At 73.0% G+C, this 23,561-nt stretch carries 22 protein-coding genes and 1 pseudogene; 8 read left to right on the top strand and 15 right to left on the bottom strand.

Going from position 1 to position 23,561, the window contains the following annotated elements:
- Nucleotides 1-82 precede the first annotated feature (82 nt).
- Entirely contained in the window at nucleotides 83-700 is a 618-nt protein-coding gene (locus BMW99_RS10305; RefSeq protein WP_069464903.1) for an O-methyltransferase, read from the top strand.
- A gap of 33 nt (nucleotides 701-733) precedes the next feature.
- On the opposite strand, the gene hisF is transcribed toward BMW99_RS10305, so the two are convergent.
- The 8 genes and pseudogenes from hisF to hisD form a co-directional block, all read right to left on the bottom strand.
- A complete protein-coding gene (hisF, locus tag BMW99_RS10310; protein ID WP_069464900.1) occupies nucleotides 734-1,489 on the bottom strand; it encodes an imidazole glycerol phosphate synthase subunit HisF in 756 nt (251 codons plus the stop codon).
- Entirely contained in the window at nucleotides 1,486-1,917 is a 432-nt protein-coding gene (locus BMW99_RS10315) for a Rid family hydrolase (RefSeq protein WP_069464899.1), read from the bottom strand. The genes hisF and BMW99_RS10315 overlap by 4 nt, the downstream gene beginning before the upstream one ends.
- The gene (priA, locus tag BMW99_RS10320) at nucleotides 1,914-2,639 is read right to left on the bottom strand and encodes a bifunctional 1-(5-phosphoribosyl)-5-((5-phosphoribosylamino)methylideneamino)imidazole-4-carboxamide isomerase/phosphoribosylanthranilate isomerase PriA (protein ID WP_075016665.1); all 726 of its coding nucleotides are present in this window, start codon (nucleotides 2,637-2,639) and stop codon (nucleotides 1,914-1,916) included. The genes BMW99_RS10315 and priA overlap by 4 nt, the downstream gene beginning before the upstream one ends.
- A 108-nt stretch (nucleotides 2,640-2,747) precedes the next feature.
- Nucleotides 2,748-3,419: an imidazole glycerol phosphate synthase subunit HisH gene (hisH, locus tag BMW99_RS10325; RefSeq protein WP_075016666.1), complete on the bottom strand. Its 672-nt coding sequence runs from the start codon at nucleotides 3,417-3,419 to the stop codon at nucleotides 2,748-2,750.
- 10 nt (nucleotides 3,420-3,429) lie between these two features.
- On the bottom strand, nucleotides 3,430-3,582 hold the full coding sequence (locus BMW99_RS41250) for a hypothetical protein (RefSeq protein WP_176735591.1): 153 nt from the start codon (nucleotides 3,580-3,582) through the stop codon (nucleotides 3,430-3,432).
- 2 nt (nucleotides 3,583-3,584) lie between these two features.
- A complete protein-coding gene (hisB, locus tag BMW99_RS10335; RefSeq protein ID WP_069465393.1) occupies nucleotides 3,585-4,178 on the bottom strand; it encodes an imidazoleglycerol-phosphate dehydratase HisB in 594 nt (197 codons plus the stop codon).
- A 101-nt stretch (nucleotides 4,179-4,279) separates the two neighbouring features.
- Nucleotides 4,280-5,383 (bottom strand): annotated as a pseudogene (locus BMW99_RS10340) (histidinol-phosphate transaminase); the annotation flags it as partial.
- On the bottom strand, nucleotides 5,380-6,690 hold the full coding sequence (gene hisD / locus BMW99_RS10345) for a histidinol dehydrogenase (protein WP_075016668.1): 1,311 nt from the start codon (nucleotides 6,688-6,690) through the stop codon (nucleotides 5,380-5,382). The pseudogene BMW99_RS10340 and the gene hisD, both read right to left, overlap by 4 nt.
- Before the next feature lie 186 nt (nucleotides 6,691-6,876).
- Between hisD and BMW99_RS10350 the strand changes: the two genes are divergently transcribed.
- The 3 genes from BMW99_RS10350 to ybaK all read left to right on the top strand — a co-directional run bounded on the left by BMW99_RS10350 (nucleotide 6,877) and on the right by ybaK (nucleotide 9,883).
- Complete coding sequence (locus BMW99_RS10350) at nucleotides 6,877-8,508, top strand: oxidoreductase (protein ID WP_407640280.1); 1,632 nt, start codon at nucleotides 6,877-6,879, stop codon at nucleotides 8,506-8,508.
- 141 nt (nucleotides 8,509-8,649) lie between these two features.
- Complete coding sequence (locus tag BMW99_RS10355) at nucleotides 8,650-9,366, top strand: LON peptidase substrate-binding domain-containing protein (protein WP_075016669.1); 717 nt, start codon at nucleotides 8,650-8,652, stop codon at nucleotides 9,364-9,366.
- 19 nt (nucleotides 9,367-9,385) lie between these two features.
- Nucleotides 9,386-9,883, top strand: a complete 498-nt coding sequence (gene ybaK, locus BMW99_RS10360; RefSeq protein ID WP_069464018.1) for a Cys-tRNA(Pro) deacylase — start codon at nucleotides 9,386-9,388, stop codon at nucleotides 9,881-9,883.
- Nucleotides 9,884-10,329: 446 nt separating this feature from the next.
- Here the strand turns inward: ybaK and BMW99_RS10365 are convergent, their stop codons facing one another.
- The 4 genes from BMW99_RS10365 to BMW99_RS10380 all read right to left on the bottom strand — a co-directional run bounded on the left by BMW99_RS10365 (nucleotide 10,330) and on the right by BMW99_RS10380 (nucleotide 14,197).
- Entirely contained in the window at nucleotides 10,330-10,965 is a 636-nt protein-coding gene (locus BMW99_RS10365) for an ABC transporter permease (protein ID WP_245791340.1), read from the bottom strand.
- Nucleotides 10,966-11,011: 46 nt separating this feature from the next.
- Nucleotides 11,012-11,833: an ABC transporter permease gene (locus BMW99_RS10370; protein WP_069467615.1), complete on the bottom strand. Its 822-nt coding sequence runs from the start codon at nucleotides 11,831-11,833 to the stop codon at nucleotides 11,012-11,014.
- A complete protein-coding gene (locus BMW99_RS10375) occupies nucleotides 11,830-12,903 on the bottom strand; it encodes an ABC transporter ATP-binding protein (RefSeq protein WP_177226069.1) in 1,074 nt (357 codons plus the stop codon). Before BMW99_RS10375 ends, BMW99_RS10370 begins: the two co-directional genes overlap by 4 nt.
- Before the next feature lie 70 nt (nucleotides 12,904-12,973).
- Entirely contained in the window at nucleotides 12,974-14,197 is a 1,224-nt protein-coding gene (locus BMW99_RS10380) for an NYN domain-containing protein (RefSeq protein ID WP_075016671.1), read from the bottom strand.
- A 236-nt stretch (nucleotides 14,198-14,433) separates the two neighbouring features.
- Between BMW99_RS10380 and BMW99_RS41255 the strand changes: the two genes are divergently transcribed.
- Nucleotides 14,434-14,607 carry a hypothetical protein gene (locus tag BMW99_RS41255; RefSeq protein ID WP_176735626.1) on the top strand — a complete coding sequence of 58 codons (174 nt, stop codon included), beginning with the start codon at nucleotides 14,434-14,436 and terminating at the stop codon, nucleotides 14,605-14,607.
- A 109-nt stretch (nucleotides 14,608-14,716) separates the two neighbouring features.
- On the opposite strand, the gene dnaE is transcribed toward BMW99_RS41255, so the two are convergent.
- Complete coding sequence (gene dnaE / locus BMW99_RS10385) at nucleotides 14,717-18,271, bottom strand: DNA polymerase III subunit alpha (protein WP_069466004.1); 3,555 nt, start codon at nucleotides 18,269-18,271, stop codon at nucleotides 14,717-14,719.
- A gap of 160 nt (nucleotides 18,272-18,431) precedes the next feature.
- Here dnaE and BMW99_RS10390 point away from each other — a divergent pair, with 160 nt between their 5' ends.
- Together BMW99_RS10390 and BMW99_RS10395 are read left to right on the top strand one after the other, a co-directional pair.
- Nucleotides 18,432-19,112 (top strand): hypothetical protein, encoded by a 681-nt coding sequence (locus BMW99_RS10390; RefSeq protein ID WP_069466003.1) that lies wholly within the window; start codon nucleotides 18,432-18,434, stop codon nucleotides 19,110-19,112.
- 50 nt (nucleotides 19,113-19,162) lie between these two features.
- Nucleotides 19,163-19,960 carry a thioredoxin domain-containing protein gene (locus tag BMW99_RS10395; RefSeq protein ID WP_069466002.1) on the top strand — a complete coding sequence of 266 codons (798 nt, stop codon included), beginning with the start codon at nucleotides 19,163-19,165 and terminating at the stop codon, nucleotides 19,958-19,960.
- A gap of 62 nt (nucleotides 19,961-20,022) precedes the next feature.
- Here the strand turns inward: BMW99_RS10395 and BMW99_RS10400 are convergent, their stop codons facing one another.
- Entirely contained in the window at nucleotides 20,023-20,631 is a 609-nt protein-coding gene (locus tag BMW99_RS10400) for a dienelactone hydrolase family protein (RefSeq protein ID WP_069466005.1), read from the bottom strand.
- 121 nt (nucleotides 20,632-20,752) lie between these two features.
- Between BMW99_RS10400 and BMW99_RS10405 the strand changes: the two genes are divergently transcribed.
- On the top strand, nucleotides 20,753-21,862 hold the full coding sequence (locus BMW99_RS10405) for a mechanosensitive ion channel family protein (RefSeq protein WP_069466001.1): 1,110 nt from the start codon (nucleotides 20,753-20,755) through the stop codon (nucleotides 21,860-21,862).
- Between the two features lie 107 nt (nucleotides 21,863-21,969).
- Here BMW99_RS10405 and BMW99_RS10410 read toward each other — a convergent pair whose 3' ends face one another.
- Nucleotides 21,970-23,559, bottom strand: coding sequence for a Na+/H+ antiporter (locus tag BMW99_RS10410; protein WP_075016673.1), 1,590 nt, complete (start codon nucleotides 23,557-23,559; stop codon nucleotides 21,970-21,972).
- Between the last annotated feature and the right edge of the window lie 2 nt (nucleotides 23,560-23,561).

The following is a 23,561-nucleotide window of genomic DNA, read 5'->3' on the forward strand; positions in this document are numbered from 1 at the left end:
AGTTGCGCAATATAATGTGCGCAACTTTTCTTTCGTACAGGAAGGGCCTCGCGGCCACCGCCGGCCCGGCAGTATGGCCGGCATGTCCCTCGACGGCACCCGAGCCCACCTCCGCGGCACGGGCGACCTGCCGCCCCTGGTCGAGCAGGCCGCGCGGACCGCCTGGCGGATGGGTTTCCGGTACTCCTGCCGGCCCGAACACGGGCGGCTGCTGCGGGCCCTGGCGGGCGGTGCGCGGCACATCGGCGAGACCGGTACCGGCTGCGGCGTGGGCCTGGCGTGGCTGGTGTCCGGCATGCCGCCGGGGGCACGGGCGGTGAGCGTGGAGCGCGACCAGGGCCGCGCGGCAGCCGCCGCCGCGCTCTTCGCCGGGCTCGCTCCGGCGGTCGCCGTGGAGTGCGCGGACTGGACCGCGATCGCCGAGCACGGGCCGTTCGACCTGCTGGTGCTCGACGGCGGCGGGCAGGGCAAGGGCGGGCCGGACGATCCGCCGGCCGACCCGCTGGCGCTGCTGCGGCCGGGCGGCGTCGTGGTGATCGACGACTTCACGCCGTCGCGCGGCGGCCCGCCGGTCCACGCGGGCCGGCCCGACGAGGCGCGGCTGCACTGGCTCGACCACCCCGCGCTGCACACCGTGGAGGTGCCGCTCGCCCCGGACCTGGCCGTGCTCATCGGCGCCCGCCGGGCGCGGGTCGGCTGAACGGCCCTGGTCCGGGCGGGGGTTGGGACCGGGTCAGCGCACCGGGTGCCCGGCCTCACGCAGCGCGGACTTGACGGCGCCGATCCGCAGATCGCCGAAGTGGAAGACGGACGCGGCGAGGACCGCGTCCGCGCCCGCGGCGACGGCCGGCGGGAAGTGGCCGAGCGCGCCCGCGCCGCCCGAGGCGATCACCGGCACCGTCACGTGCTTGCGCACCGCCGCGATCATCTCGGTGTCGTAGCCGTCCTTCGTGCCGTCCGCGTCCATGGAGTTGAGCAGGATCTCGCCGGCGCCCAGCTCGGCCGCCTCGTGCGCCCACTCCACCGCGTCGATGCCGGTGCCGCGGCGGCCGCCGTGCGTGGTGACCTCGAAGCCGCCGGAGGGCGTGCGGCGCGCGTCCACCGACAGCACCAGCACCTGCCGCCCGAAGCGCTCGGCGATCTCCCGGATCAGCTCGGGGCGCGCGATCGCCGCGGTGTTCACGCCGACCTTGTCGGCGCCGGCCCGCAGCAGCTTGTCGACGTCCTCCGCGCTGCGCACCCCGCCGCCGACGGTCAGCGGGATGAAGACCTGCTCGGCGGTGCGGCGCACCACGTCGTAGGTCGTCTCCCGGTCACCGGAGGACGCGGTGATGTCCAGGAACGTCAACTCGTCGGCGCCCTCGGCGTCGTAGAGCCGGGCCATCTCGACCGGGTCCCCCGCGTCGCGCAGGTTCTGGAAGTTGACGCCCTTGACGACCCGTCCGGCGTCCACGTCCAGGCAGGGGATGACTCGGACCGCGAGGGTCATGCGGGATCTCCTCGGAATTCTTCTCGGTACGCGGCTCGATAGGCCTCGAGCTCCACCTCGACCAGCACGCGGGAGTCGGTGAACCCGGCCACCACGACCATCGTCGTGGCGGGGCGGATCGCGGCGAACAACTCGCGGTGCGCCCGGCCGACCTCCTCGACGTCCCGGGTGTGGCTGAGGTACATGCGGGTGCGCACCACGCTCTCCGCGTCGAGCCCGAAGGGCTCCAGCGCGGCCAGCGCGTTGCGGAAGGCGAGCAGGGTCTGCTCGTAGGGGCTGCCCTCGGCCCGCACCAGCCCGCTGGAGACGGGCATGGTGCCGGAGACCAGCACCAGGTCCCCCGCCGCCACGGCACGCGCGAATCCGAGGGTGTCCTCCCACGGGCTGTCCGACTGCGTGCGCCGCACCGCGGCGGGGGTCTCGGTCATCGTGTCACTGCCTCCAGGGCTTCTTCGAGCGTGAACGCCTTCGCATAGAGCGCCTTTCCGACAATGGCGCCCTCCACACCCAGCGGGACCAACGTCGCGAGGGCGCGCAGGTCGTCGAGGCTGGAGACACCGCCGGAGGCGACGACCGGGCGGTCGGTGGCGGCGCACACGCCGCGCAGCAGTTCGAGGTTGGGGCCCTGCAGGGTGCCGTCCTTGGCGATGTCGGTCACCACGTAGCGGGCGCAGCCCTCGGAGTCGAGCCGGGCGAGCGTCTCGTAGAGGTCGCCGCCGTCGCGCGTCCAGCCGCGGCCGCGGAGCGTGGTGCCGCGCACGTCGAGGCCCACCGCGATGCGGTCGCCGTACTCGGCGATGACCTTCGCGACCCACTCCGGGGTCTCCAGCGCGGCGGTGCCGAGGTTGACGCGGGTGCAGCCGGTGGCGAGGGCCGCGGCGAGCGTGTCGTCGTCGCGGATGCCGCCGGACAGCTCGACCTTGATGTCCATGCTGCGGGCGACCTCCCCGATCAGCTCCCGGTTGTCCCCGGTGCCGAAGGCCGCGTCGAGGTCGACCAGGTGCAGCCACTCCGCGCCCGCCTGCTGCCAGGCCAGCGCGGCCGCCAGCGGCTCGCCGTACGACGTCTCGGAGCCGGACTCGCCGTGCACCAGGCGGACGGCCTGGCCGTCGCGGACGTCGACGGCGGGGAGGAGTTCGAGCGTGCTCATCGGAATGCGGTCCTCAGGTGATGGGCGGGCGGGGGCGTCGGGGACGTGGCGTCGGGGGTGCCGGCACGAGGAGCGGGCGGCTCGGGACGGCGGGGTCCCGGCAACGGTCTACAGCGTGCCGAGCCAGTTGGACAGCAGCTGCGCGCCGGCGTCCCCGGATTTCTCCGGATGGAACTGGGTGGCCCACAGCGGGCCGTTCTCGACCGCGGCCACGAAGGGCTCGCCGTGGGTGGTCCAGGCGACCTTGGGGGCGCGGATGGCGGCGTTGTGCGTCTCCAGGTCCCAGTCGCGCACCGCGTAGGAGTGCACGAAGTAGAACCGCGCGTCGTCGTCCAGGCCGGCGAACTGGGTGGAGTCCGCAGGGGCCTTGACGGTGTTCCAGCCCATGTGCGGGACGACGGGCGCGCGCAGCGGCTCCACCGTGCCGGGCCACTCGTCCAGGCCGTCGGTCTCCACGCCGTGCTCGATGCCGCGGGCGAACAGGATCTGCATGCCGACGCAGATGCCCATCACCGGACGGCCACCGGACAGCCGGCGGCCGATGATCCAGTCGCCGCGGACGCCCCTGAGCCCGGCCATGCAGGCCTCGAACGCGCCGACGCCCGGCACCAGCAGCCCGTCGGCGGCCATCGCCTTGTCGTAGTCGGCGGTGATCTCCACGTCCGCGCCGACGCGGGCCAGCGCGCGCTCGGCGGAGCGCACGTTGCCGAACCCGTAGTCGAGCACGACCACGCGCTTGGTGGTCGGGGCGGTGCCGCCGCTCGCGGTGCTCTGCGTCATGCCGTTCCCCTCACAGCTGGAGCAGCCCGGCCGCCAGCGACATCACGGAGCCGATGGCCAGGATCGCGATGAGGCTCCTGGACTGCTTCTGCTTCCAGAAGGAGTAGACCCCACCGGCCAGGAACAGGCCGAGCAGGATGAAGAGTGAGGATCCCTTGTTCACGGTTACAGCGCGCCCTTCGTCGACGGCAGGATTCCCGCGGCGCGCGGATCGCGCTCGCTGGCGTAGCGGAGCGCCCGGGCGAGCGCCTTGAACTGGCACTCCACGATGTGGTGCGCGTTGCGGCCGTAGGGCACGTGGACGTGCAGCGCGATCTGCGCCTGCGCGACGAACGACTCCAGGATGTGCCGGGTCATCGTCGTGTCGTACGTGCCGATCATCGGCGCCATGTTCTCCGGCTCGGTGTGCACCAGGTAGGGCCGGCCGGACAGGTCGACGGTCACCTGCGCCAGCGACTCGTCCAGCGGGACGGTGCAGTTGCCGAAGCGGTAGATGCCCACCTTGTCGCCGAGCGCCTGCTTGAAGGCGGCGCCGAGCGCGAGGGCGGTGTCCTCGATGGTGTGGTGGGTGTCGATGTGCAGATCGCCCTCGGTCTTGACGCTGAGGTCGAACAGGCCGTGGCGCCCCAGTTGGTCGAGCATGTGGTCGTAGAAGCCCACGCCGGTCGACACGGAGACCTGGCCGGTGCCGTCGAGGTCGATCTCGACGACGACGGACGTCTCCTTGGTGGTGCGCTCCACGCGCCCCAGGCGGGTCATGCGGACTCCTCGGCTGTGCTGGTGTGCTGGATGTCGTGTGCGGGCGGCGCCGGTTCGGCGGCCCCGGTCGCTGTGGGCTCGCCGTGGGCGAGGGCGCCGGCCGCGTCGAACGCCTTGCGGACGCTCTCGGCCGCGGTGAGGAACGCGTCGTTCTCCTCCGGCGTCCCCGCGGAGACCCGCAGCCAGCCGGGCACGCCGTTGTCGCGGACGAGCACGCCGTGGTCGAGGATCGCCTGCCAGGCGGCGTGGCTGTCGGCGAACCGGCCGAACTGCACGAAGTTGGCGTCGGAGTCGACGACGTCGTATCCGCAGGCGCGCAGGCTCTGGACCACCCGGTCCCGCTCCCGCTTGAGCTGCGCGACGTAGCCGAGCAGCGTGTCGGTGTACTCCAGGGCGGCCAGTGCCGTCGCCTGCGTCACCGACGACAGGTGGTAGGGCAGCCGAACGAGCTGCACGGCCTCGACCACCGCGGGGTCGGCGGCCAGGTAGCCCAGCCGCAGCCCGGCCGCGCCGAACGCCTTCGACATGGTGCGGGTCACCACGAGGTTCGGCCGGCCCTCGATGAGCGGCAGCAGCGACGGGTGGTGCGAGAACTCGCCGTACGCCTCGTCGACGACCACCAGGCTCGGCCGGGCCGCCTGCGCGGCGTCGTACAGCGCCACCACGGTCTCGGCCTCGACGGCGGTGCCGGTCGGGTTGTTGGGCGAGCACACGAAGACCACGTGCGGGCGGCGCTCGGCGATCTCGCGGACCGCCGCGGCGACGTCGACGGTGAAGTCGGGGTTGCGCGGCCCGGAGATCCAGCCGGTGCCGGTGCCGCGGGAGATCAGCGCGTGCATGGAGTACGACGGCTCGAAGCCGATCGCGGTCCTGCCGGGGCCGCCGAAGGCCTGCAGGAGCTGCTGGATGATCTCGTTGGAGCCGTTGGCCGCCCACACCTGGCCGGTGCCGACGGCGTGGCCCGCGGTCCGGCTCAGGTAGGCGGCGAGCTCGGTGCGCAGCTCGACCGCGTCCCGGTCGGGGTAGCGGTTGAGCCCGCGGGCCGCCTCGGCGACCCGCTCGGCGATCCGCGCCACCAGCGGCTCGGGCAGCGGGTACGGGTTCTCGTTGGTGTTCAGCCGCACCGGCACGTCGAGCTGCGGCGCGCCGTAGGCGGTCTGGCCGCGCAGTTCCTCGCGCAGCGGGAGGTCGTCCACGCGTGTCACAGGGCGCCTCCGAAGCGCGCGGTGACGGCCTCGCCGTGGGCGGGCAGGTCCTCGGCGTTGGCGAGGGTGACCACGTGCCCGGCCACCTCGGCGAGCGCGTCGCGGGAGTAGTCGACGACGTGGATGCCGCGCAGGAAGGACTGCACGGACAGGCCCGAGGAGTGGCAGGCGCAACCGCCGGTGGGCAGCACGTGGTTGGACCCGGCGCAGTAGTCGCCGAGGGAGACGGGCGCGTGCGGGCCGACGAAGATCGCGCCGGCGTTGCGCACCCGGGCGGCGACCGCGGCGGCGTCCCGGGTCTGGATCTCCAGGTGCTCGGCGGCGTAGGCGTCGACCACGTCCAGGCCCTGGTCGAGGGTGTCGACGAGCACGGTCGCGGACTGGCGGCCGGACAGCGCGGCGGTGATCCGGTCGCGGTGCTTGGTGGCGGCGACCCGCGTCGCCAGCTCACCGTCGACGGCGTCGGCCAGTTCGGGCGAGGTGGTGACGAGCACCGCGGCGGCCAGCGGGTCGTGCTCGGCCTGGCTGATGAGGTCGGCGGCGACGTAGCCGGGGTCGGCGGAGGCGTCGGCGAGGATCGCGATCTCGGTGGGCCCGGCCTCGGCGTCGATGCCGATCCGGCCCTTGAGCAGGCGCTTGGCGGCGGCCACGTAGATGTTGCCGGGGCCGGTCACGAGGTTCACCGGGCGGCACTCGTCGGTGCCGTACGCGAACATCGCGACGGCCTGGGCGCCGCCGGTGGCGTACACCTCGTCGACGCCCAGCAGCGCGCACGCGGCCAGGACGGTGGGGTGCGGCAGGCCGCCGAAGTCCTTCTGCGGGGGCGAGGCCACGGCGACGCCGCCGACCCCGGCCTCCTGCGCGGGCACCACGTTCATCACGACGGACGACGGGTAGACCGCCAGGCCGCCGGGCACGTACAGCCCGACGCGCTGGACCGGCACCCACTTCTCGGTGACCGTGCCGCCGGGCACGACCTGCGTCGTCACGTCGGTGCGCCGCTGCTCGCGGTGCACGATCCGGGCGCGCCGGATCGACTCCTCCAGGGCGGCCCGGACGTCGGGGTCCAGGCCGTCGAGCGCCTCGGCGATCGCCTTGTCGGCGACCCGGAGCCGCTCGACGCGCACGCCGTCGAACCTCTCCCCGTAGTCGATCACCGCCTCGCCGCCGCGATGGCGCACGTCGTCGCAGATGGGCCGCACCGTCTCCAGGGCGGCTTCCACGTCGAACTCGGCACGAGGCAGCAGGTCGCGGTCGATCCCGCCCTCCGGGAAGGCGGCACCGCGCAGATCGATTCGGGAGATCACGCTGCCAAGTGTAGAGACCCGGGCATGCGGGACGGTCCGAGGTTCCACTCCGTGATACGTGCCGCGGACGCCGCGTGGCCGCCACGCGCTAGCGTGGGCGCGGCGATCACCCGGTGGGCGCGCGGGCGGCCGGGCCGGCCGGGCGACGGGGATCACACGTGCGACGGGCACGACGGGGAGGGCGGGATGACCGAGCGGGACGCGGGCACGGGGCTCGACGGGCGGGGCGCACCGGGCGACGCCGCCCCGCCGGGCGGCTGGACGGCGCCCGAGATCCGGATGTGGCGGGCGTTCCGCGCCGGTGAGACGTGCGACCTGCACCCGCAGGGCCGCCGCACCGTGCCGCGCCCGCTGGACCCCGAGGCCGCGTCGGCCCCGGAGTGGGGGCCGGAGCGCACGGTGCGGGCGCAGGCCGTCGCGGAGCTGCTGCTGAATCCTCCCGCGTCGCTGCCCGGGCGCGTCGCGGCGCTGAAGCTGTCCGGGGTGCGGATCAGCGGCCGGCTGATGCTGTCCGGCGGCACCATCACCCCCTACGTGCAGATGGACGACTGCCGCTTCGACGACCAGCTGATGCTGCAGGAGTGCCGGGCCGGGAGCATGCGGCTGGTGCGCTGCGTGATACCCCGCCTGGAGGCGGCCCGCCTCCAGGTCAGCGGCGACCTCCACCTCCCGCAGTGCTACGTCCCCGGCGGGATCCGGATGACGGACGCGCAGATCGGCACCGACTTACTCCTCAACCAGATGACGGTGCGCCGCGACCGGCACAGCCGGGCCATCGCCGCCGACGGGCTGGTGGTGGGCCAGGACGTCGATGCCGAACTCGTCGACGTCATCGGCGAGTTCAGCCTGCGCAGCGCCAGGATCGGCGGCCGGCTGAGCCTGCGCGGCGCCCTGCTGCGCAACCCCTACGACCGCTACGCCCTCAACGCGGCCCGGGTGCAGGTCGAGCACACCCTGTATCTCAGCGCCGGCTGGGACACGCCGGCCGGCGTCGCCGGCGACACCCCGCCGCCGACCGGCGCCCGCACCCGGGACTTCGTGTGCGAGGGCGGGCTGCGGCTGGACGACGGGCGGTTCGGCAACGCGGTGGTCATCGCCCGCGCCCGCTTCACCCTGGAGGGCGAGCAGCAGCTCTCGCTGCGCCGCATCCAGACCCCCGAGCTGCGGTTCACCCCGGGCCGCCCGCCGACCGGCGGCCTGGTGTCGCTGGCCGGCGCGCGGGTCGGCAAGCTCGCCGACACGCCGGACAGCTGGCCGGATGCGGGCCTGCTGTCGCTGCGCGGCTTCCAGTACGACAGCCTCACCCCGCCGGAGGACTTCCCGCTGCGCGCCAGGATCGCGTGGCTGCACGCGGCCACCCCGGAGTTCAAGCCGGAGCCGTACGAGCGGCTGGCCGCCGCCCTGCGGGCCAGCGGCGAGGACGCGGAGGCCCGCGAGGTGCAGCTGGCGCGGCAGCGGCGGCGCCGCGAGTCGCTGACGGTGGCCGGACGGGCCTGGGGCTGGCTGCAGGACGTCACCGTCGGGTACGGCTACCGGCCGGGCCGGGCGGCCGTGTGGATGGCGGTGCTGTGGGCGGTCGGCGCGGTGTACTTCGCCGCGCACCGCCAGCCGGCGCCGGCCGACAGCGGCTACGTCCCGCACTGGAGCCCGGCCCTGTACGCGCTCGACCTGCTGCTGCCGGTCATCGACCTCGGGCAGGACAACGCGTGGCGCGAGGTGGGCGTGAGCCAGTGGGTGGCGTCGGCACTGACCCTGCTCGGATGGATGCTGGCGACCACGGTCGCGGCGGGCGCCTCGCGCCTGCTGCGGCGGGGGTGACGCCGCGAGCCGGATGCGGCGGGGGGTGCGGAGCGTCACCGGCCGTCCGGCGCGTACGGGCCCCCTCGTCCGGACCGACCTGGGGCGCAGTGCGCACAGCGGGTGACGAACGGGGGCACGCTGCCCGTACCCTGGCTCACTGTGACCGATCGCCTTCCGCTCTTCCCGCTCAGCTCGGCGCTCTTCCCCGGCCTGGTGCTGCCGCTGAACGTCTTCGAGGAGCGGTACCGCGCCCTCGTCGGTGATCTGACGGCGCTGCCGGAGGACGCCCCGCGCCGGTTCGGCGTGGTGGCCATCAAGCGCGGCCAGGAGATCTCGCCGACCGGCCAGGACGGCCTGGACGCCGGCCCGCTCGCCGGCCTCGGCGACGATCCGATGGAGGCCCTCTACGGCTACGGCTGCGTCGCGGACGCGGCCGGCATCGCCGAGCGGGACGGTGGCGGCTACGAGCTGGTGGCGACCGGCATCCAGCGGTTCCGGCTGGTGTCGGTCGACGCGTCGGGGCCCTATCTGACGGCCGAGGTCGAGGACGTGCCGGACGAGGCGGGCCAGGGCGCGGGCGCGCTGGTGACCGAGGTCGTGCGGACCTTCACCGCCTACCAGAAGCGGCTGGCCGGGGCGCGGGAGCGGTCGCTGTCCGGCCAGGAGTTCCCCGACGACCCGACGGTGCTGTCGTACCTCGTGGCGGCCGCGGTGATCGCCGGCACCGACCAGAAGCAGCAGCTGCTGGAGGCGACGGACGCGGCGGCCCGGCTCACCGCGGAGCTGCGGCTGCTGCGGCGCGAGACCTCGATCATGGACAAGCTGCCGTCGCTGCCGGCGGTGGACCTCACCCAGCAGCCGATCTGCGCGAACTGAAGGACGGGGCGCCGCGAGCATGGCGAAGAAGTCGCGGTCCGGCGGGGGGACGCCGGCCACCGTCGCGCTGGAGAAGGCCGGGGCGGCCTTCACCCTCCACGCCTACGAGCACGACCCCGGCTCGGAGCTGTCGTACGGCCTGGAGGCGGCCGCGGCGATGGGCACGTCGCCCGACCGGGTGTTCAAGACGCTGGTCGCCGAGGTGGACGGAGCCCTGACCGTCGCCGTCGTGCCGGTGTCCACGAGCCTGGACCTGAAGGCGCTCGCCGCCGCGGTCGGGGGCAAGCGGGCGGCCATGGCGGATCCGGCGGCGGCCGAGCGCTCCACCGGTTACGTCCGGGGCGGGATCTCGCCGCTGGGCCAGCGGCGGCCGCTGCCGACCGTCGTCGACGTGTCCGCTGCCGCGTTCGCCACGGTGTTCGTCTCCGCGGGCCGGCGCGGCCTGGAGGTCGAGCTCGCGCCCGCCGTCCTCACGGCCCTCACCTCCGCGACGTCCTCCCCCATCTCCCGCGCGTAAGCCCTCCCGGCGGGTCCCCGTTCCACCTCCCCCGCCCAGACGGTCGCCCTGCGCGGGCGGCGGGGTGCGCGGGTTCCCCTCCTCGGCGCGGCGCGCGGGTTCCCCTCCTCGGCGGGGCGCGCCGTGGCGCCCTTCCCCGGCGAGGAGGCTCGCCCTGCGCGGGCAGCCGGGTGCGCCTGCGGCGCGGACTTCCTACCGGTCCGTGGGCCGGAGCGGAGCGAGCAGCCCCCTCGGGGCCGTGACGATCCGCGGCGTCCGCGTGGCTTGTCGCGCAGTTCCCCGCGCCCCTGTGGGGCACCCCAGTGCAGGGGCTCGCCCTACGCGGGCAGCCGGGTGCGCCTGGGGCGCGGACTTCCCACCGGTCCGTGGGCCGGAGCGGGCCGAACAGCCCCGCCGGGGCCGTGACGATCCGCGGCGTCGTCGTGGCTGGTCGCGAGTACCCCTCGTCAGGAGGTGGGGGGTGGCGGGGGCGGAGCCCAGTGCGGGGGCGCGGGCGTCGGCTCGGGATCGCGCGGGCCGAACGCGGAGGTCAGGCAGAGATGGACCAGCATTCCCGCCGCCGCCCAGGCCACCAGCGCACTCTTCGCCCGCAACTCCAGCGGCCCGTCGAAGACCTTCTTCGGGCCGACGGCCTTCGCGTGGGCGACGATGTCGGTCGGCGGCCCGAGCCACACCCCGATCCGCCAGCCGATCACGGACGCGAGCAGCCCGCCGACGGCCAGGCCGGCCACGACGGACACCCCGCCGCGGCGCCAGCGCCAGAAGACCAGTGCCGCCGTCACCGCGCCCAGCCCCGCCGCGATCAGCGCGAACGTCCCGTCGGCGCCGATCGCCTCCTCGCCCTCGGTGTCCTTGAGGTAGACGGCCTGACCGTCGGACACCATGGGGATGCGCGGCGCCAGCCACAGCCAGAGCAGCCCGAGGGCCACGCCGCACACGGCGACGAGCAGGGCGATCAGCGCTCCCCTGGCGATCTCCGCCCGCAGCGGCTCCTTGTCGCCCTTGGTACCGCCCGTTCCGCCCCCGTCGGCGGGGTACGGCGGGAACTGGGGCTGGTCATGCGGCGTCAGGGGTGCGGTCACCTGCCCATCGTGCCAGGTCTGTCTGTCAATCGCGCTATCGGGCGAATCACCGGCAGGCGGCTCTGCGGTAGGCGCGGGTGGCGAGCGCCAGCGAGAGGACGCCCACGGCCCCGCACACGCACAGGTCGGCGGCCACCGCGGCCCAGTGGGTGGCGCCCGGCCCGCCCAGGGTGCGGGCGAAGGCCTCGACGCCGTAGGTGGACGGCAGCACGTCCCGGGCCCAGCGGATCGGCTCGGGCATGTGCGAGGCGGGCAGCACGCCGAGCAGGAGGGCCGCGGACATGCCGAGCTGGCCGAGCAGTGTGGCGATCTCCTGCCGGGGCGCGAGCAGCCCCAGCGCGGCGCCCAGCCCGGACAGCGCGGCGCCGGCCAGCGGGATCACCAGGATCAGCACCCACAGCCCGGCGGGCGTCAGGTGGAAGAGCGCGCACCCGGTGGCCGCGGTGACCAGCGTGCCGGGCACGGTGAAGGACGCGTACGCGGCGGCGGTGCCCAGCACCACCGAGGCGGGCGGCACCGGCAGCGTCGCGTAGTGGTCGAGGCCGCCGGAGGCCCGCAGCTGCCCGAAGTACTGGGCGAGCAGGTTGAGGGCGACGAACGCGACGACGAGGACGCTGGAGCCGGCGACGACGGAGCGCGCCGCCTCGCCGTCACCCGCGTGGACCACGCCGCGCATCATGATCATGATCCCGATGGACTGGAACGTGGCCACGAACAGCAGGGGGATGCGGGCCACACGGGCCCGGGACAGCTGCGCGCGGTAGACGGCGGCCAGCGACGGCCACAGCCGGGCGCGGGGCGCGAGCGGCGCGGGCGCGGGCGCCTGCCCGGGTCCGGCCTGCTCGGGGCCGGCGGCGACGACGGTCATGCCTTCACCAGCCCGGTGCCGCGCCCGCCGAGCGCGAGGTAGACGTCCTCCAGGCTCGGCACGGCCAGGGTGAAGTCGTCGAGGGCGGCGAACGCCGGCCCGCCGGTGACGTCGGCCACGGCGGCCCTCGCGCGGTCCTGGGGCAGCCGCAGGGTCCAGCGGCGCCCGGAGACCTCGGCGAGAGGCCGCAGCGCGGCGACGGCGGGCACGCCCAGCGGCGCGTCCTGCCGCCAGACCAGGTCCAGCCGCACCTCGTCGGCGACGAGGGCGCGCAGCGCGGCGGGGGTGTCGCAGGCGATGACCCGGCCCTGGTCGAGCACGGCGACACGGTCCAGCACGGTCTCGGCCTCGATGACGTTGTGGGTGACCAGCAGCACGGTCGTGCCGTGGGCGGTCCTGCGCCGGTCCACCGCGGTCCACACGGCACGCCGGGCGACGGGGTCCATGCCGGTGGTGGGCTCGTCCAGGACCAGGACCGGGCGCTCGCCGACCAGGGCGGTGGCGAAGCAGGCGAGGCGGCGCTGGCCGCCGGAGAGCCGCTTGAGCGGCCGACCGGACAGCGCGCCGAGGTCCAGCTCGTCCAGGACGGCGTCGCGGGCGGTCCGGGCGGCGGCGGCGTCCAGGCCGCGCAGCCGCGCGGTGGTCTCCACGGCGAGCGCGACGGTCAGCTCGTCCAGCGCGGTGGACTCCTGCCCGAGGTAGGCGATCAGCCGGGCCGCGCGGTCGGGGTGCCGGACCAGGTCGTGGCCGAGGAGGTGGATGCTGCCGGCGTCGGGGCGCAGCAGGCCGGTGAGCTGGCGGACCAGGGTGGTCTTGCCGGCGCCGTTGGGGCCGAGGAGGCCGAACAGCTCGCCGCGGCGGACGTCGAGGTCGATGCCGTCGTTGGCGCGGATCGGCGTGGCGGCCAGGCCCGCCTCGACCGTGCCGCGGGTGCCGCGCAGGGACGGGCGGCGGGACGCGCGGCGTGCCCGCGACACCGCATACGTCCTGACGAGACCGCGCACGGTGCACACCGCATCGCGGGCGGTGGCCGCCGTGGGGGCGGCCGTCTCCTCCGTGCCCGTACTCACGAACATCGAGAGTACGCGTAACGCCCGCCGCGCGGGCCAACGGGGGCCCGGCGCGGCCCGCCGGGCGGGCTCAGTCCGGGGGCGCGGGGGCGGCCGGGCCGCGGATGCCGAACTCCCGCCAGAAGCCGGCCCTGATCGCGTAGCGGTCCTGTTCGTCGATCTGGTCGTCCTTGTGGGCCAGCAGCCCGAACCGGGCTGCGTAGCGCAGCAGCTCCCCGTCGATGCGGTGCGGGACCCGCGGGTAGTGGCCGGACAGCTGCTGGCGGTGGGTGGGATCGGCCACCCGGGCGATCCAGCGGCGGGCGAAGACCTGGCCGACCTCGAAGGGGTCGCCGCTGACCGCGGTGATGTCGTCCTCCCGGTCGGCCCAGCGCTGCTCGGCGCTGGTGAGCTGGGCGAGCGTGGGCAGCCCGCTGCTGTCCTGCTCGTGGCCCCGGTCGGTCCAGCCTTTCTCGGAGGACCAGCGCAGGGTCGCGGCCGCCACCGGGTGGTGGTGCGGCGCCGGGTGCGGGCGGCCGAGGTCGGCGAGGTCCTTGGGGGTGGGGACGCCCTTGTGGTGCGGCGGGGGGCCGGGGGCCGGGCCGGAACCGTTCCTGGCCGGGTGCGGGGGTTCCGGCGGGGCCGGGACGGATCCGGCGGGGGGCGCGGACTCCGGCAGCGGGGCGGCCAGGATCGCGGCGATCTCGGGGCCGAACTCGGGGCCGAACTCGGGCGCCGGGCCGGCCGGCGCGCACACGCCCGAGATGTCGCGGGCGCGGATCGCGGCGGTGATCCACGCGCGGTCGAGCACGCGGCGCTCGTCGGCCTCGGCGACGAGGTCCTCGGACTGGTTGTAGTCGCCGTCGGCGGCCTGCACGGCCCACAGGTGGACGGCGACGCCGTGCTCCTTGGCGGACATCATGCCGGGCAGCAGGTCGCCGTCGCCGGTGACCAGGACGACGTCGGAGCAAGCGCGGTTGCGGGCCAGCTCGGACAGTTCGGCGTGCATGGCGGCGTCGACGCCCTTCTGCGCCCAACGGCCGTCCGTCCGGGTGAGGGCGCCGAGACGCACGGTGACTCTGGGCATCACGCGCAGCCTGCGGTGCTCGGGTTGCGGAACCCGGTCGGGCGCTCCGTCGAACCAGTAGATCCGCAGCAGCGGGCGGCCGGTCTCCCTTTCGGCGCGTTCACGCAGGCCAGCGACCACGGCGGCATGATCCACCAGAATCCGGGACCGGGAGGGCTCGCCGGCCAGCAAGCTGGCCGCTGCGCCCAGCAGGTATCCGGCGTCCACCAGGACGACGCAGCGATCCATGTCGCACCTCTTCCGGTCGCCCCCCGGTGAGTTCGTCCAGGGCTCTGCCTGTGATTTCCCCCGAGTCTGCCCGAATTCCCGGTGGTTATGACCGCGAAACGGATCTTCGGCGTGGCGGCGGTCACGGTTACACAGGGCTCTCACCGGTCAACTGCCCGAAATGCGCGCTTTGTACTCACGTGCAAATCTGATGGCGGCCCATCGGCCAACAATCCCCACACTAGGAAGGCACGATCGTGGCTAAGAACAAGAACAACCAGAACCGCCAGCGCGAGCAGCACGACCACCGGTCCGACCCGGCCACGGAGGCCCAGGAGCCCGTGAAGACCGCGGTGGGTGGCGAGGAGCACGGCATGCCGGCCGCGACCCCGGTCGCGCGCAAGCAGCAGAAGAGGTTCGGCCACAACTGATCGCGCCGCACCCGCACTTCTCACGCACGCGGGGGTGCCCCATCGGGGGGCGCCCCCGCGCTCGTTTTCCGTCCCGTGCGCAACGGGCGCCCGAGGCGCCCGGGGGCGGTCAGCCCGCCTGCTGCCCGGCGCCCAGACAGGCCGGCCCCAGCAGGGCCTTGAGGTCCCCGAACAACGAGGGGTCCGCGGTGACCCGGTGCCGGTCGAGCCGCAGCACGGTGGTGGACCTGGCGCCCTGGAGCCGCACGCGCACCTCGGTGTTGCCCCGGTGGCTGTCCAGCACCTCGCCGAGCCTGGCCACCAGCGGCGGCGTGACCTTGACCGTCGGGATGGACAGCACCACAGGGGCGTTGGTGCCCACGTCGGACAGGTCCGGCACCATCAGTTCCATCGCGACCAGCCGCGGCACGTCCTCCCGCTTGTCGAGCCGGCCCTTGACGAACACCACGGCGTCCTCGACGAGTTGGGTGGACACCAGCTGGTAGGTCGCGGGGAAGAACATGCAGTCCACCGAGCCCGCCAGGTCCTCGACGGTGGCGATCGCCCAGGCGTTGCCCTGCTTGGTCATCTTGCGCTGCAGGCCCGAGATGATGCCGCCGATGGTGACGATCGCGCCGTCGGAGTAGTCGCCGGCCAGGGCCGCGATCGCCGCGTCCGTCTTGTCGTTGAGGATGTGCTCGATGCCGAACAGCGGGTGGTCGGACACGTAGAGCCCGAGCATCTCGCGCTCCTGGGCGAGCAGGTACGTCTTGTCCCACTCGATGTCGGAGAAGACCACGTCCATGCCGAACGCCGGGCCGTCGTCGCCCTCGTCGCCGCCCATCCCGCCGAACAGGTCGAACTGGCCCTCGGCCTCCTTGCGCTTGACCTGCACCACGTTGTCGATCATCGACTCGAAGTGCTCGGTCAGACCACGCCGGGTGTGCTTGAGCTCGTCGAACGCACCGGCCTTGATCAGCGACTCGACGGTGCGCTTGTTGCAGACCACCACCTCGACCTTGTCGAGGAAGTCCGGGAACGAGGCGTAACGGCCCTTGGACTTGCGGCACTTGACGACGGACTCCACCACGTTGGAGCCGACGTTGCGCACCGCGGTGAGGCCGAAGACGATCGTGTCGTCGCCGCTCGGCGTGAAGTTGGCGTTGGACTCGTTGACGTCGGGGGGCAGCACCTTGATGCCCATCCTGCGGCACTCGTTGAGATAGAGCGCCATCTTGTCCTTGTCGTCCTTCACCGAGGTGAGCAGTCCGGCCATGTACTCGGCCGGGTAGTTCGCCTTCAGGTACGCGGTCCAGTACGACACCAGGCCGTAGGCCGCGGAGTGCGCCTTGTTGAAGGCGTAGCCGGCGAACGGGACCAGCACGTCCCACACCGACTGGATGGCCTGGTCGGAGTAGCCCCGCTCCCGCATGCCCGCCTGGAAGGGGATGAACTCCTTGTCGAGGACCTCCTTCTTCTTCTTGCCCATCGCGCGGCGCAGCAGGTCGGCCTGGCCGAGCGAGTAGCCGGCGAGCACCTGGGCGGCCTTCTGCACCTGCTCCTGGTACACGATGAGGCCGTAGGTGATGTCCAGAACCTCCTTGAGCGGTGCCTCCAGCTCAGGGTGGATCGGGGTGATGTCCTGCTGCTTGTTCTTGCGCAGCGCGTAGTTGATGTGCGAGTTCATGCCCATCGGGCCGGGCCGGTACAGGGCCGAGACGGCGGAGATGTCCTCGAAGTTGTCGGGCTTCATCATGCGCAGCAGCGAACGCATCGGGCCGCCGTCGAACTGGAAGACGCCCAGGGTGTCGCCGCGGCTGAGCAGCGCGTAGGTGGCGGGGTCGTCCAGCGGCAGGGCGAGCAGGTCGATGTCGATGCCCTTGTTGGCCTTGATCGACTTGACCGCGTCGTCCATGATCGTCAGGTTGCGCAGGCCCAGGAAGTCCATCTTCAGCAGGCCGAGCGACTCGCAGCTCGGGTAGTCCCACTGCGTGACGACCGCGCCGTCGTTCTTCGGCGAGAAGATCGGCACGTGGTCGATGAGCGACTCGGACGACATGATCACGCCGGCCGCGTGCACGCCCATCTGCCGGACCAGGCCCTCGATGCCCTTCGCCGAGTCGATCACCTTGGTGACGTCCGGCTCGTTCTCGTACATGCCGCGGACCTCGGCGGCCTCGCTGTAGCGCGGGTGGTCCTTGTCCGTGATGCCGGACAGCGGGATGCCCTTGCCGAGCACGTCGGCGGGCATCGCCTTGGTGACCCGGTCGCCCATGGAGAAGGGGTAGCCGAGCACGCGGGCCGAGTCCTTGATCGCGGCCTTGGCCTTGATGGTGCCGTAGGTGGCGATCTGCGCGACCTTGTCGGAGCCGTACTTCTCGGTCACGTAGCGGATCACCTCGCCGCGCCTGCGCTCGTCGAAGTCGATGTCGACGTCGGGCATGGAGATGCGCTCGGGGTTGAGGAACCGCTCGAAGATCAGGCCGTGCGGCACCGGGTCGAGGTCGGTGATGCCCATCGCGTAGGCGACGATCGAGCCGGCCGCCGAGCCGCGGCCCGGGCCGACCGCGATGCCGTTGTTCTTCGCCCACATGATGAAGTCGGCGACGACGAGGAAGTAGCCGGGGAAGCCCATCTCGATGATGGTCTTCATCTCGTACTCGGCGAGTTCCTGGCGGTCCTGCGGGACGCCGCCGGGGAAGCGCCGGGCCATGCCGCGGGCGACCTCCTCCCGGAACCAGGACACCTCGTCGTAGCCCTCGGGCACGTCGAACCGCGGCATCAGGTTCTTGAACTGGAACATGCCCTCGGTGTCGACCCGGTCGGCGATCAGCAGCTGGCTGTTGCGGCAGCCCTCCTGCCACGCGTCGGAGGAGTCGATCGCGTACATCTCGGCCGCGGACTTGAGGTAGTAGCCGGATCCGTCGAACTTGAACCGGTCCGGGTCGGACATGTTGGAACCGGTCTGGATGCACAGCAGGGTGTCGTGCGCGGACGACTCGTGCGCGTACGTGTAGTGCGAGTCGTTGGTGACGACGAACGGCGCCTTGAGCTTCCTGCTGATCTCCATCAGCCCGTCACGGGCCCGGCGGTCGATGTCGATGCCGTGGTCCATGATCTCGACGAAGAAGTTCTCCTTGCCGAAGATGTCCTGGTACTCGGACGCGGCCTTGAGCGCCTCGTCCATCTGCCCCAGCCGGATGCGGGTGGAGACCTCGCCGGACGGGCAGCCGGTGGTGCCCATCAGTCCCTCCGCGTACTCGCTCAGCAGCTCGCGGTCCATCCGGGGCTTGCGGAAGAAGCCCTCGAAGGAGGCGCGGGACTGGGCGCGGAAGAGGTTGTGCAGCCCCGTCTTGTTCCTGGCCCAGATCGTCATGTGGGTGTAGGCGCCGGCACCGGAGATGTCGTCGTTCTTCTGGTGCGGGGCACCCCACTTGACGGGCTTGGTGTAGCGCCGCGACTCGGGCGCCAGGTACGCCTCGATGCCCATCACCGGGGTCACGCCGGCCGCCTGCGCCTGGTGGAAGAAGTCGTAGGCGCCGTGCAGGTTGCCGTGGTCGGTGATGGCGACATGGGACATGCCCATCTCGTTGCACGCCTTGAACATGTCCTTCAGTCTCGCCGCGCCGTCCAGCAGCGAGTACTGGGTGTGGACGTGCAGGTGAGTGAAGGGCTGGTCGGTCACGGGGAGCGACACCTCCGGCAGGAGAGGGCGGATGACGAGGCGATCGCAACTCTACGACCCGCCTCTGACAGCCGTGGCCCGATCAGGGGGGAAGCCGTTCTCCGGGGGTTACCCCACCTTTAGGCCACTCCTACGCCTCGCCATGGCACACTCTGTCGCCATGGAGGAGATACGACCGCGGCTGGGCGCGCTTCGTGCTGCCCTCTTCGCCGCGCTGTGCGTCACGCTCTCCTCCACCTCCCATGTGCTGATGTCCCACGAGCCGCTGCCGCCGGCGGTGGTCGCGACCGCGTTCGCCGCCGTCTTCGCCGTGGCCTACCTGGTCGCCGGCCGGCGCGAGTGCGGCTTCCGCCTGATCGCCGCCCTGATGGTGCCGCTGGAACTGGCCATGGACACCTGGTTCACCTCCGGCCAGCGCCTCTGCTACGGCGCCTCCGGCGGGCCCGTGACCGGCTCCTGGCGCTCCTTCCACGAGGCCGTGATCTGCCACGGCGCCCCGGCCGGCGCCCGGCTGCCCGGCGTGCCCACCGCCTCCGCCGCGCAGGTGCCGATGCCCTCGGCGACCCTGCCGTGGCTGCTGCTGGCCCTGCACGTGTCGGTCGGCCTGCTGGCCGCCTGGTGGCTGCGCCGCGGTGAGGCGGCCCTGCAGCGTCTGCTGCGGGCCGCGACCGCCGCCGCGTTCCGGCCGCTGCTGTTCGCCGCGGCCGCCGTGCGCGCCGCCGCCCTGCCGGCCCGCCGGGTCCGCCCGGCCACCGCCCTGCCGCACGCCGGAGCCCCCGGCGCCCGGAACCTGCTGCACGCCGTCGTACGCCGTGGTCCGCCCGCGCCGGTCGCCGCCTGACCGCACCGAGCACTCCCCCACACCACCACGCGTACCCCGGAGAACCCATCATGAGCAGCAGGAACAGCAAGGCCAGCAAGGAAGCCGCCCGCGAGCGGCTGCGGATCCAGCGCGAGAAGGAGGCCAAGCGCGCGAAGATACGCCGCCAGGTCTTCGTGGCCACCGGCATCGTCGTCGTGCTGGGCATCGCCGCAGCCGTCGCCGTCATCGTCAACAACGCCAACAAGCCCGGCTACTGGGACGCGGCCGCCAAGGACACCCTGGTGAAGCCGGCCAACACGGACGGCACCGACGGCACCACGCTGATCATCGGCGACAAGAACAACAAGAACACGCTGCACGAGTTCGAGGACATGCGCTGCCCGATCTGCGCTGCCTACGAGCAGACGGCCGGCGACCAGGTGCTGCAGGGCGCCAAGGACGGCAAGTACAGGATCCAGTACACCTTCGGCACGTTCCTCGACGCCGGCCAGGGCGGCTCGGGTTCGAAGAAGGCGCTGAGCGCGCTCGGCGCGGCCCTGAACGTCTCGGTGGACGCCTTCGAGCAGTACCACACGCTGCTGTACTCCAAGGCCGTCCACCCGGACGAGAAGAAGGACGACTTCAACAACGCCGACCACCTCATCGCGGAGGCCCAGAAGATCCCCGCGCTGAAGGGGAACGCCAAGTTCTCCGACGCGGTGAAGAAGGGCACCTTCGACAAGTGGGCCCTGACGATGAGCAAGTCGTTCGACGACAGCGGCGTCAACTCCACGCCGACCGTGAAGCTCAACAACAAGGACATCCAGGTCGCCGGTCTGCCGGCGACGCAGGTGATGGCGTCGATCGAGGCGGGCCTCACCAAGTAGCGGCCGTGCCGCGGGCCTCCTTCCGGTGCCGGGCCCTGTGCCCGGCACCGGAACGAACGCGGCTACCGATCGGCGGCGTCGGCGGGATCGTCGGCGCCGCCACGGCCGTCACCGAGGTCGGTCGAGTCGCTGAGGTCGGCGAGGAAGTCCAGCGCGATCGCCCAGGTCCGCTCCGCGGCCTCGGCGTCGTAGTCGGGCAGGTCGGGGTCGGTGTAGAGGTGGCCCGCGCCGCGGTACCGGTGCACCTCGACATCGGCGCCGGCCCTGCGCATCCGCAGGTACCAGGCGTTCAGCCAGTCGTCGGGCTCGAACGGGTCGGGGTCGGCGACGTGCAGCTGGACCGCGACGTCGGTGGCCGCGTCGTCGGCGATGTCCGAGGTGCCGTGCAGGAGCAGCAGCCCGCGGGCCCGCTCGTCGCCGAGGGCCAGGTTCTGCGCGATGGAGCCGCCGAGCGAGAACCCGGCGTACACCAGGCCCCGCGAGGAGTAGGGCGCCGCGGCCGTGACGGCGCGGCGCAGCAGTTCGTCGCGGCCGATCTCGTCCTTGATCCGCATGCCCTCCTCCGCGTCGTCGGCGGTGCGGCCGTCGAACAGGTCGGGGGTGTGCACGTCGTGGCCGGCGGCACGCAGCCGGTCGGCGGCGGCGAGCACGGCGGGCCGCAGCCCGTACATGGAGTGGAACAGGACGATCGTCACAGGGCTGCCCTCTCTGGGCTCGGGTACGCGACCATCGTGCCAGGTGACGCGGACATTCTCCGCGCGGAGACATGAGGGAAGGCGAGGGAGGGACGGCATGGAGAACGTGCTGCGGCCGGTGGCCGTCCTGGGTTCGACGCTGCTGCTGACGCTGGCGGTCGGATGGACGGTCGACCGGGCGCTGCGGTCGGTGGACGCCCGGCACCCGGAGACACCGCTGTGGGACCTGCTGCGGCGCTGCCGGCTGCCGCTGCAGGTGGTGCTGTGCACCGCGATCCTGCGCGGCGCGTTCCCGACCGCGCACGTCGCCCACGGGCATCCGGAGGCCGTGGGCCAGGTGCTGACGCTGGCGCTCATCGCCGCCTCGGCCTGGCTGGTGGTCCGGGTGGCCGCCGCGGTCATCGACTCCAGTTACGCGCGTTATGCGGCGACGGCCAGGAGCGTGCCGAAGATACGCCGGCTGCGCACCCAGGTGACGCTGATCCAGCGGGTGTTCACCGCGGTCGTCGGGGTGATCGCGGTCGCCTCGATGCTCTTCACGTTCCCGGAGATGCGCACGCTCGGCGCGTCCGTGCTGGCGTCGGCCGGCATCATCGGCATCGTCGCCGGGGTGGCCGCGCAGTCGACGCTGAGCAATCTGTTCGCCGGGCTGCAGATCGCCTTCGGCGACATGGTGCGCATCGGCGACACCGTGGTGGTGGACGGCGAGTGGGGCGAGGTCGAGGAGATCACGCTGACGTTCCTGAGCGTCCGCACCTGGGACGAGCGGCGGATCACCATGCCGGTGTCGTACTTCACCAGCAAGCCGTTCGAGAACTGGTCGCGCGGCGACCCGCGGATGACCGGCACCGTCTTCCTGCACCTGGACCACTCCGCGCCGGTGGACCTGATGCGCAAACGGCTGCTGGAGATCCTCGAGCAGTCCCCGGAGTGGGACCGCAGGGCGTGGGGGCTGGTGGTCATCGACTCCACGCCGACGACGATCCAGGTGCGGGCGCTGCTCACCGCGAAGGACGCCGGCGACATCTTCACCCTGCGCTGCATCGTGCGCGAGCAGCTGGTGGACTGGATCCGCTGCGACCACCCCTACGCGCTGCCGCGGATCAGCACCGCGCCGGCGCCCGGCATCAGGCACGAGGGCGTCTCCAGGGACGCGGCGCCGATGCCGGAGGCCAAGGACCTCGGGCCGGGGCCGGGAGCCCGCTGAGGGTCCCCCGCGGCCCGCTCACGGCGCTCCGGCGGGGCTCCGGCGGCAGAGCCGGGGGAACGGGGACGGAGGGCCCGGGCGACGGTCCGGGGCGTGCGGACCGGCCGTCAGCCGCGCATCGAGCGCAGGTCGAGCGAGCGCAGCACCCGGTCGACGATCTCCGGGTCGGCGCCCGGCTCGCTGCGCGCCGCCAGGATCTCGTGGCGGGCCGCGGACAGCATGTCCTCCTGGATCCGGCGCAGTTCCCTCAGCCGCTTGAGGCGGCGCCCGTGGCTCTCGCGGCGCTCGTCGTCGAGGATGTCCGGCGAGATGCGGGCGCCGAGGTCGACCGCGCGGTGGTGCAGCATCTCCGCGAGGTCCTCGTCGAGCGTCTCGGCGACCTCGATCTCCTTCAGCCGGGTCCTGGCCGCCTTCATCGCCCGCAGGGCGAGCTGCCGCTCCAGGTCGTGCTCCAGCTTGGTGTCGGCGCCCACGTCGAGCCGCCGGACCAGCCAGGGCAGCGTCAGGCCCTGCACCACGAGCGTCGCGAGGACCACCGCGAAGGCGATGAACAGCAGCTCCGGGCGGGCCGGGAACGGCCCGTGGTGGTCGGTGCGCAGCGGGATGGCCAGGGCGAGGGCCACCGACGCCACCCCGCGCATCCCGGCCCACCACATGATCACCGTCTCCCGCCAGCTCAGCGGGATGTCCTCGTCCATGTCCCGGACCTTGTGCAGCCGCTTCGCGATCCACGCGGCGGGCAGCAGCCAGAGCAGCCGCACGCCCACCACGACCGCGACGATCAGGGACGCGTGCCGCAGCATCGGCCCCCAGTTGCCCCGGCCGACGCTGAACACCTCGTGGAGTTCGAGGCCGATCAGGCCGAAGGCGATCCCGGTGACCAGGGTGTCGATGATCTCCCAGAAGGTGTTGCCGGCCAGCCGGGCCGTCACGTCGTCGGCCTCGAAGGCGTGTTCCGCGAGGTACAGCGCGGTGGTGAGCACCGCGAGCACCCCGGACCCGTGGAACTCCTCGGCGAGCGCGTAGGAGGCGAACGGCACGAGCAGCGACAGGCCGATCTGCAGGGTCGCGTCGCCGACGATGCTCATCAGCTTGTTGGCGCCCCAGCCGAGCACCCCGCCGACGGCCACCGCGACCACCGCGGACAGCAGCAGCTCCAGCGCCGCGTGCCCGAGTGAGAACTCGCCGGAGACCGCCGCCGCGACCGCGACGTGGTACAGCACGATCGCGGTGACGTCGTTGAACAGCCCCTCGCCCTCCAGGATGGAGATCATGCGGCGCGGCAGGCCCAGGGAGCCGGCGACCGCGGTCGCCGCCACCGGGTCGGGAGGGGCGACGAGGGCGCCGAGGGCGAACGCGGCGGCGAGGGTGATGCCGGGCACCACGGCGTCGGCGACGGCCGCGACCGCGGCCATGGTGACGAACACGAGGGCCACGGCGAGCAGGAAGATGGCCCGCCGGTTCGCGGCGAACTGGCGCCAGGAAGTGCGCTGGGCGGCCGCGTACAGCAGCGGGGGCAGCAGCAGCGGCAGGATCAGGCCGGGGTTGATGCGGACGTTGGGGACCTGCGGGATCAGCGCCAGCACTCCGCCGCACAGCGTCATCAGGACCGGGGACGGCAGACCGATCCGGTCGCCGACCGGCACCATGATGATGGCCGCGAGCATGAGCAGGAAGAAGAGGGCGAGCTGATCCACGC

Origin of the sequence: Actinacidiphila rubida (genome assembly GCF_900110255.1) — a bacterium.
GTDB classification, from domain to species: domain Bacteria; phylum Actinomycetota; class Actinomycetes; order Streptomycetales; family Streptomycetaceae; genus Actinacidiphila; species Actinacidiphila rubida.

Coding starts and splice junctions, on each gene's coding strand:
- priA (WP_075016665.1), bottom strand. CDS start 2,639: ATGAGCACGCTCGAACTCCTCCCCGCCGTCGACGTCCGCGACGGCCAG.
- hisB (WP_069465393.1), bottom strand. CDS start 4,178: ATGACCCGCCTGGGGCGCGTGGAGCGCACCACCAAGGAGACGTCCGTC.
- BMW99_RS10350 (WP_407640280.1), top strand. CDS start 6,877: ATGACCGAGCGGGACGCGGGCACGGGGCTCGACGGGCGGGGCGCACCG.
- BMW99_RS10395 (WP_069466002.1), top strand. CDS start 19,163: ATGAGCAGCAGGAACAGCAAGGCCAGCAAGGAAGCCGCCCGCGAGCGG.
- ybaK (WP_069464018.1), top strand. CDS start 9,386: ATGGCGAAGAAGTCGCGGTCCGGCGGGGGGACGCCGGCCACCGTCGCG.
- hisH (WP_075016666.1), bottom strand. CDS start 3,419: ATGACGCAGAGCACCGCGAGCGGCGGCACCGCCCCGACCACCAAGCGC.
- BMW99_RS10390 (WP_069466003.1), top strand. CDS start 18,432: ATGGAGGAGATACGACCGCGGCTGGGCGCGCTTCGTGCTGCCCTCTTC.
- BMW99_RS10405 (WP_069466001.1), top strand. CDS start 20,753: ATGGAGAACGTGCTGCGGCCGGTGGCCGTCCTGGGTTCGACGCTGCTG.
- BMW99_RS10315 (WP_069464899.1), bottom strand. CDS start 1,917: ATGACCGAGACCCCCGCCGCGGTGCGGCGCACGCAGTCGGACAGCCCG.
- hisF (WP_069464900.1), bottom strand. CDS start 1,489: ATGACCCTCGCGGTCCGAGTCATCCCCTGCCTGGACGTGGACGCCGGA.
- BMW99_RS10400 (WP_069466005.1), bottom strand. CDS start 20,631: ATGTACGGGCTGCGGCCCGCCGTGCTCGCCGCCGCCGACCGGCTGCGT.
- BMW99_RS10305 (WP_069464903.1), top strand. CDS start 83: ATGTCCCTCGACGGCACCCGAGCCCACCTCCGCGGCACGGGCGACCTG.
- BMW99_RS10380 (WP_075016671.1), bottom strand. CDS start 14,197: ATGGATCGCTGCGTCGTCCTGGTGGACGCCGGATACCTGCTGGGCGCA.
- BMW99_RS10370 (WP_069467615.1), bottom strand. CDS start 11,833: ATGACCGTCGTCGCCGCCGGCCCCGAGCAGGCCGGACCCGGGCAGGCG.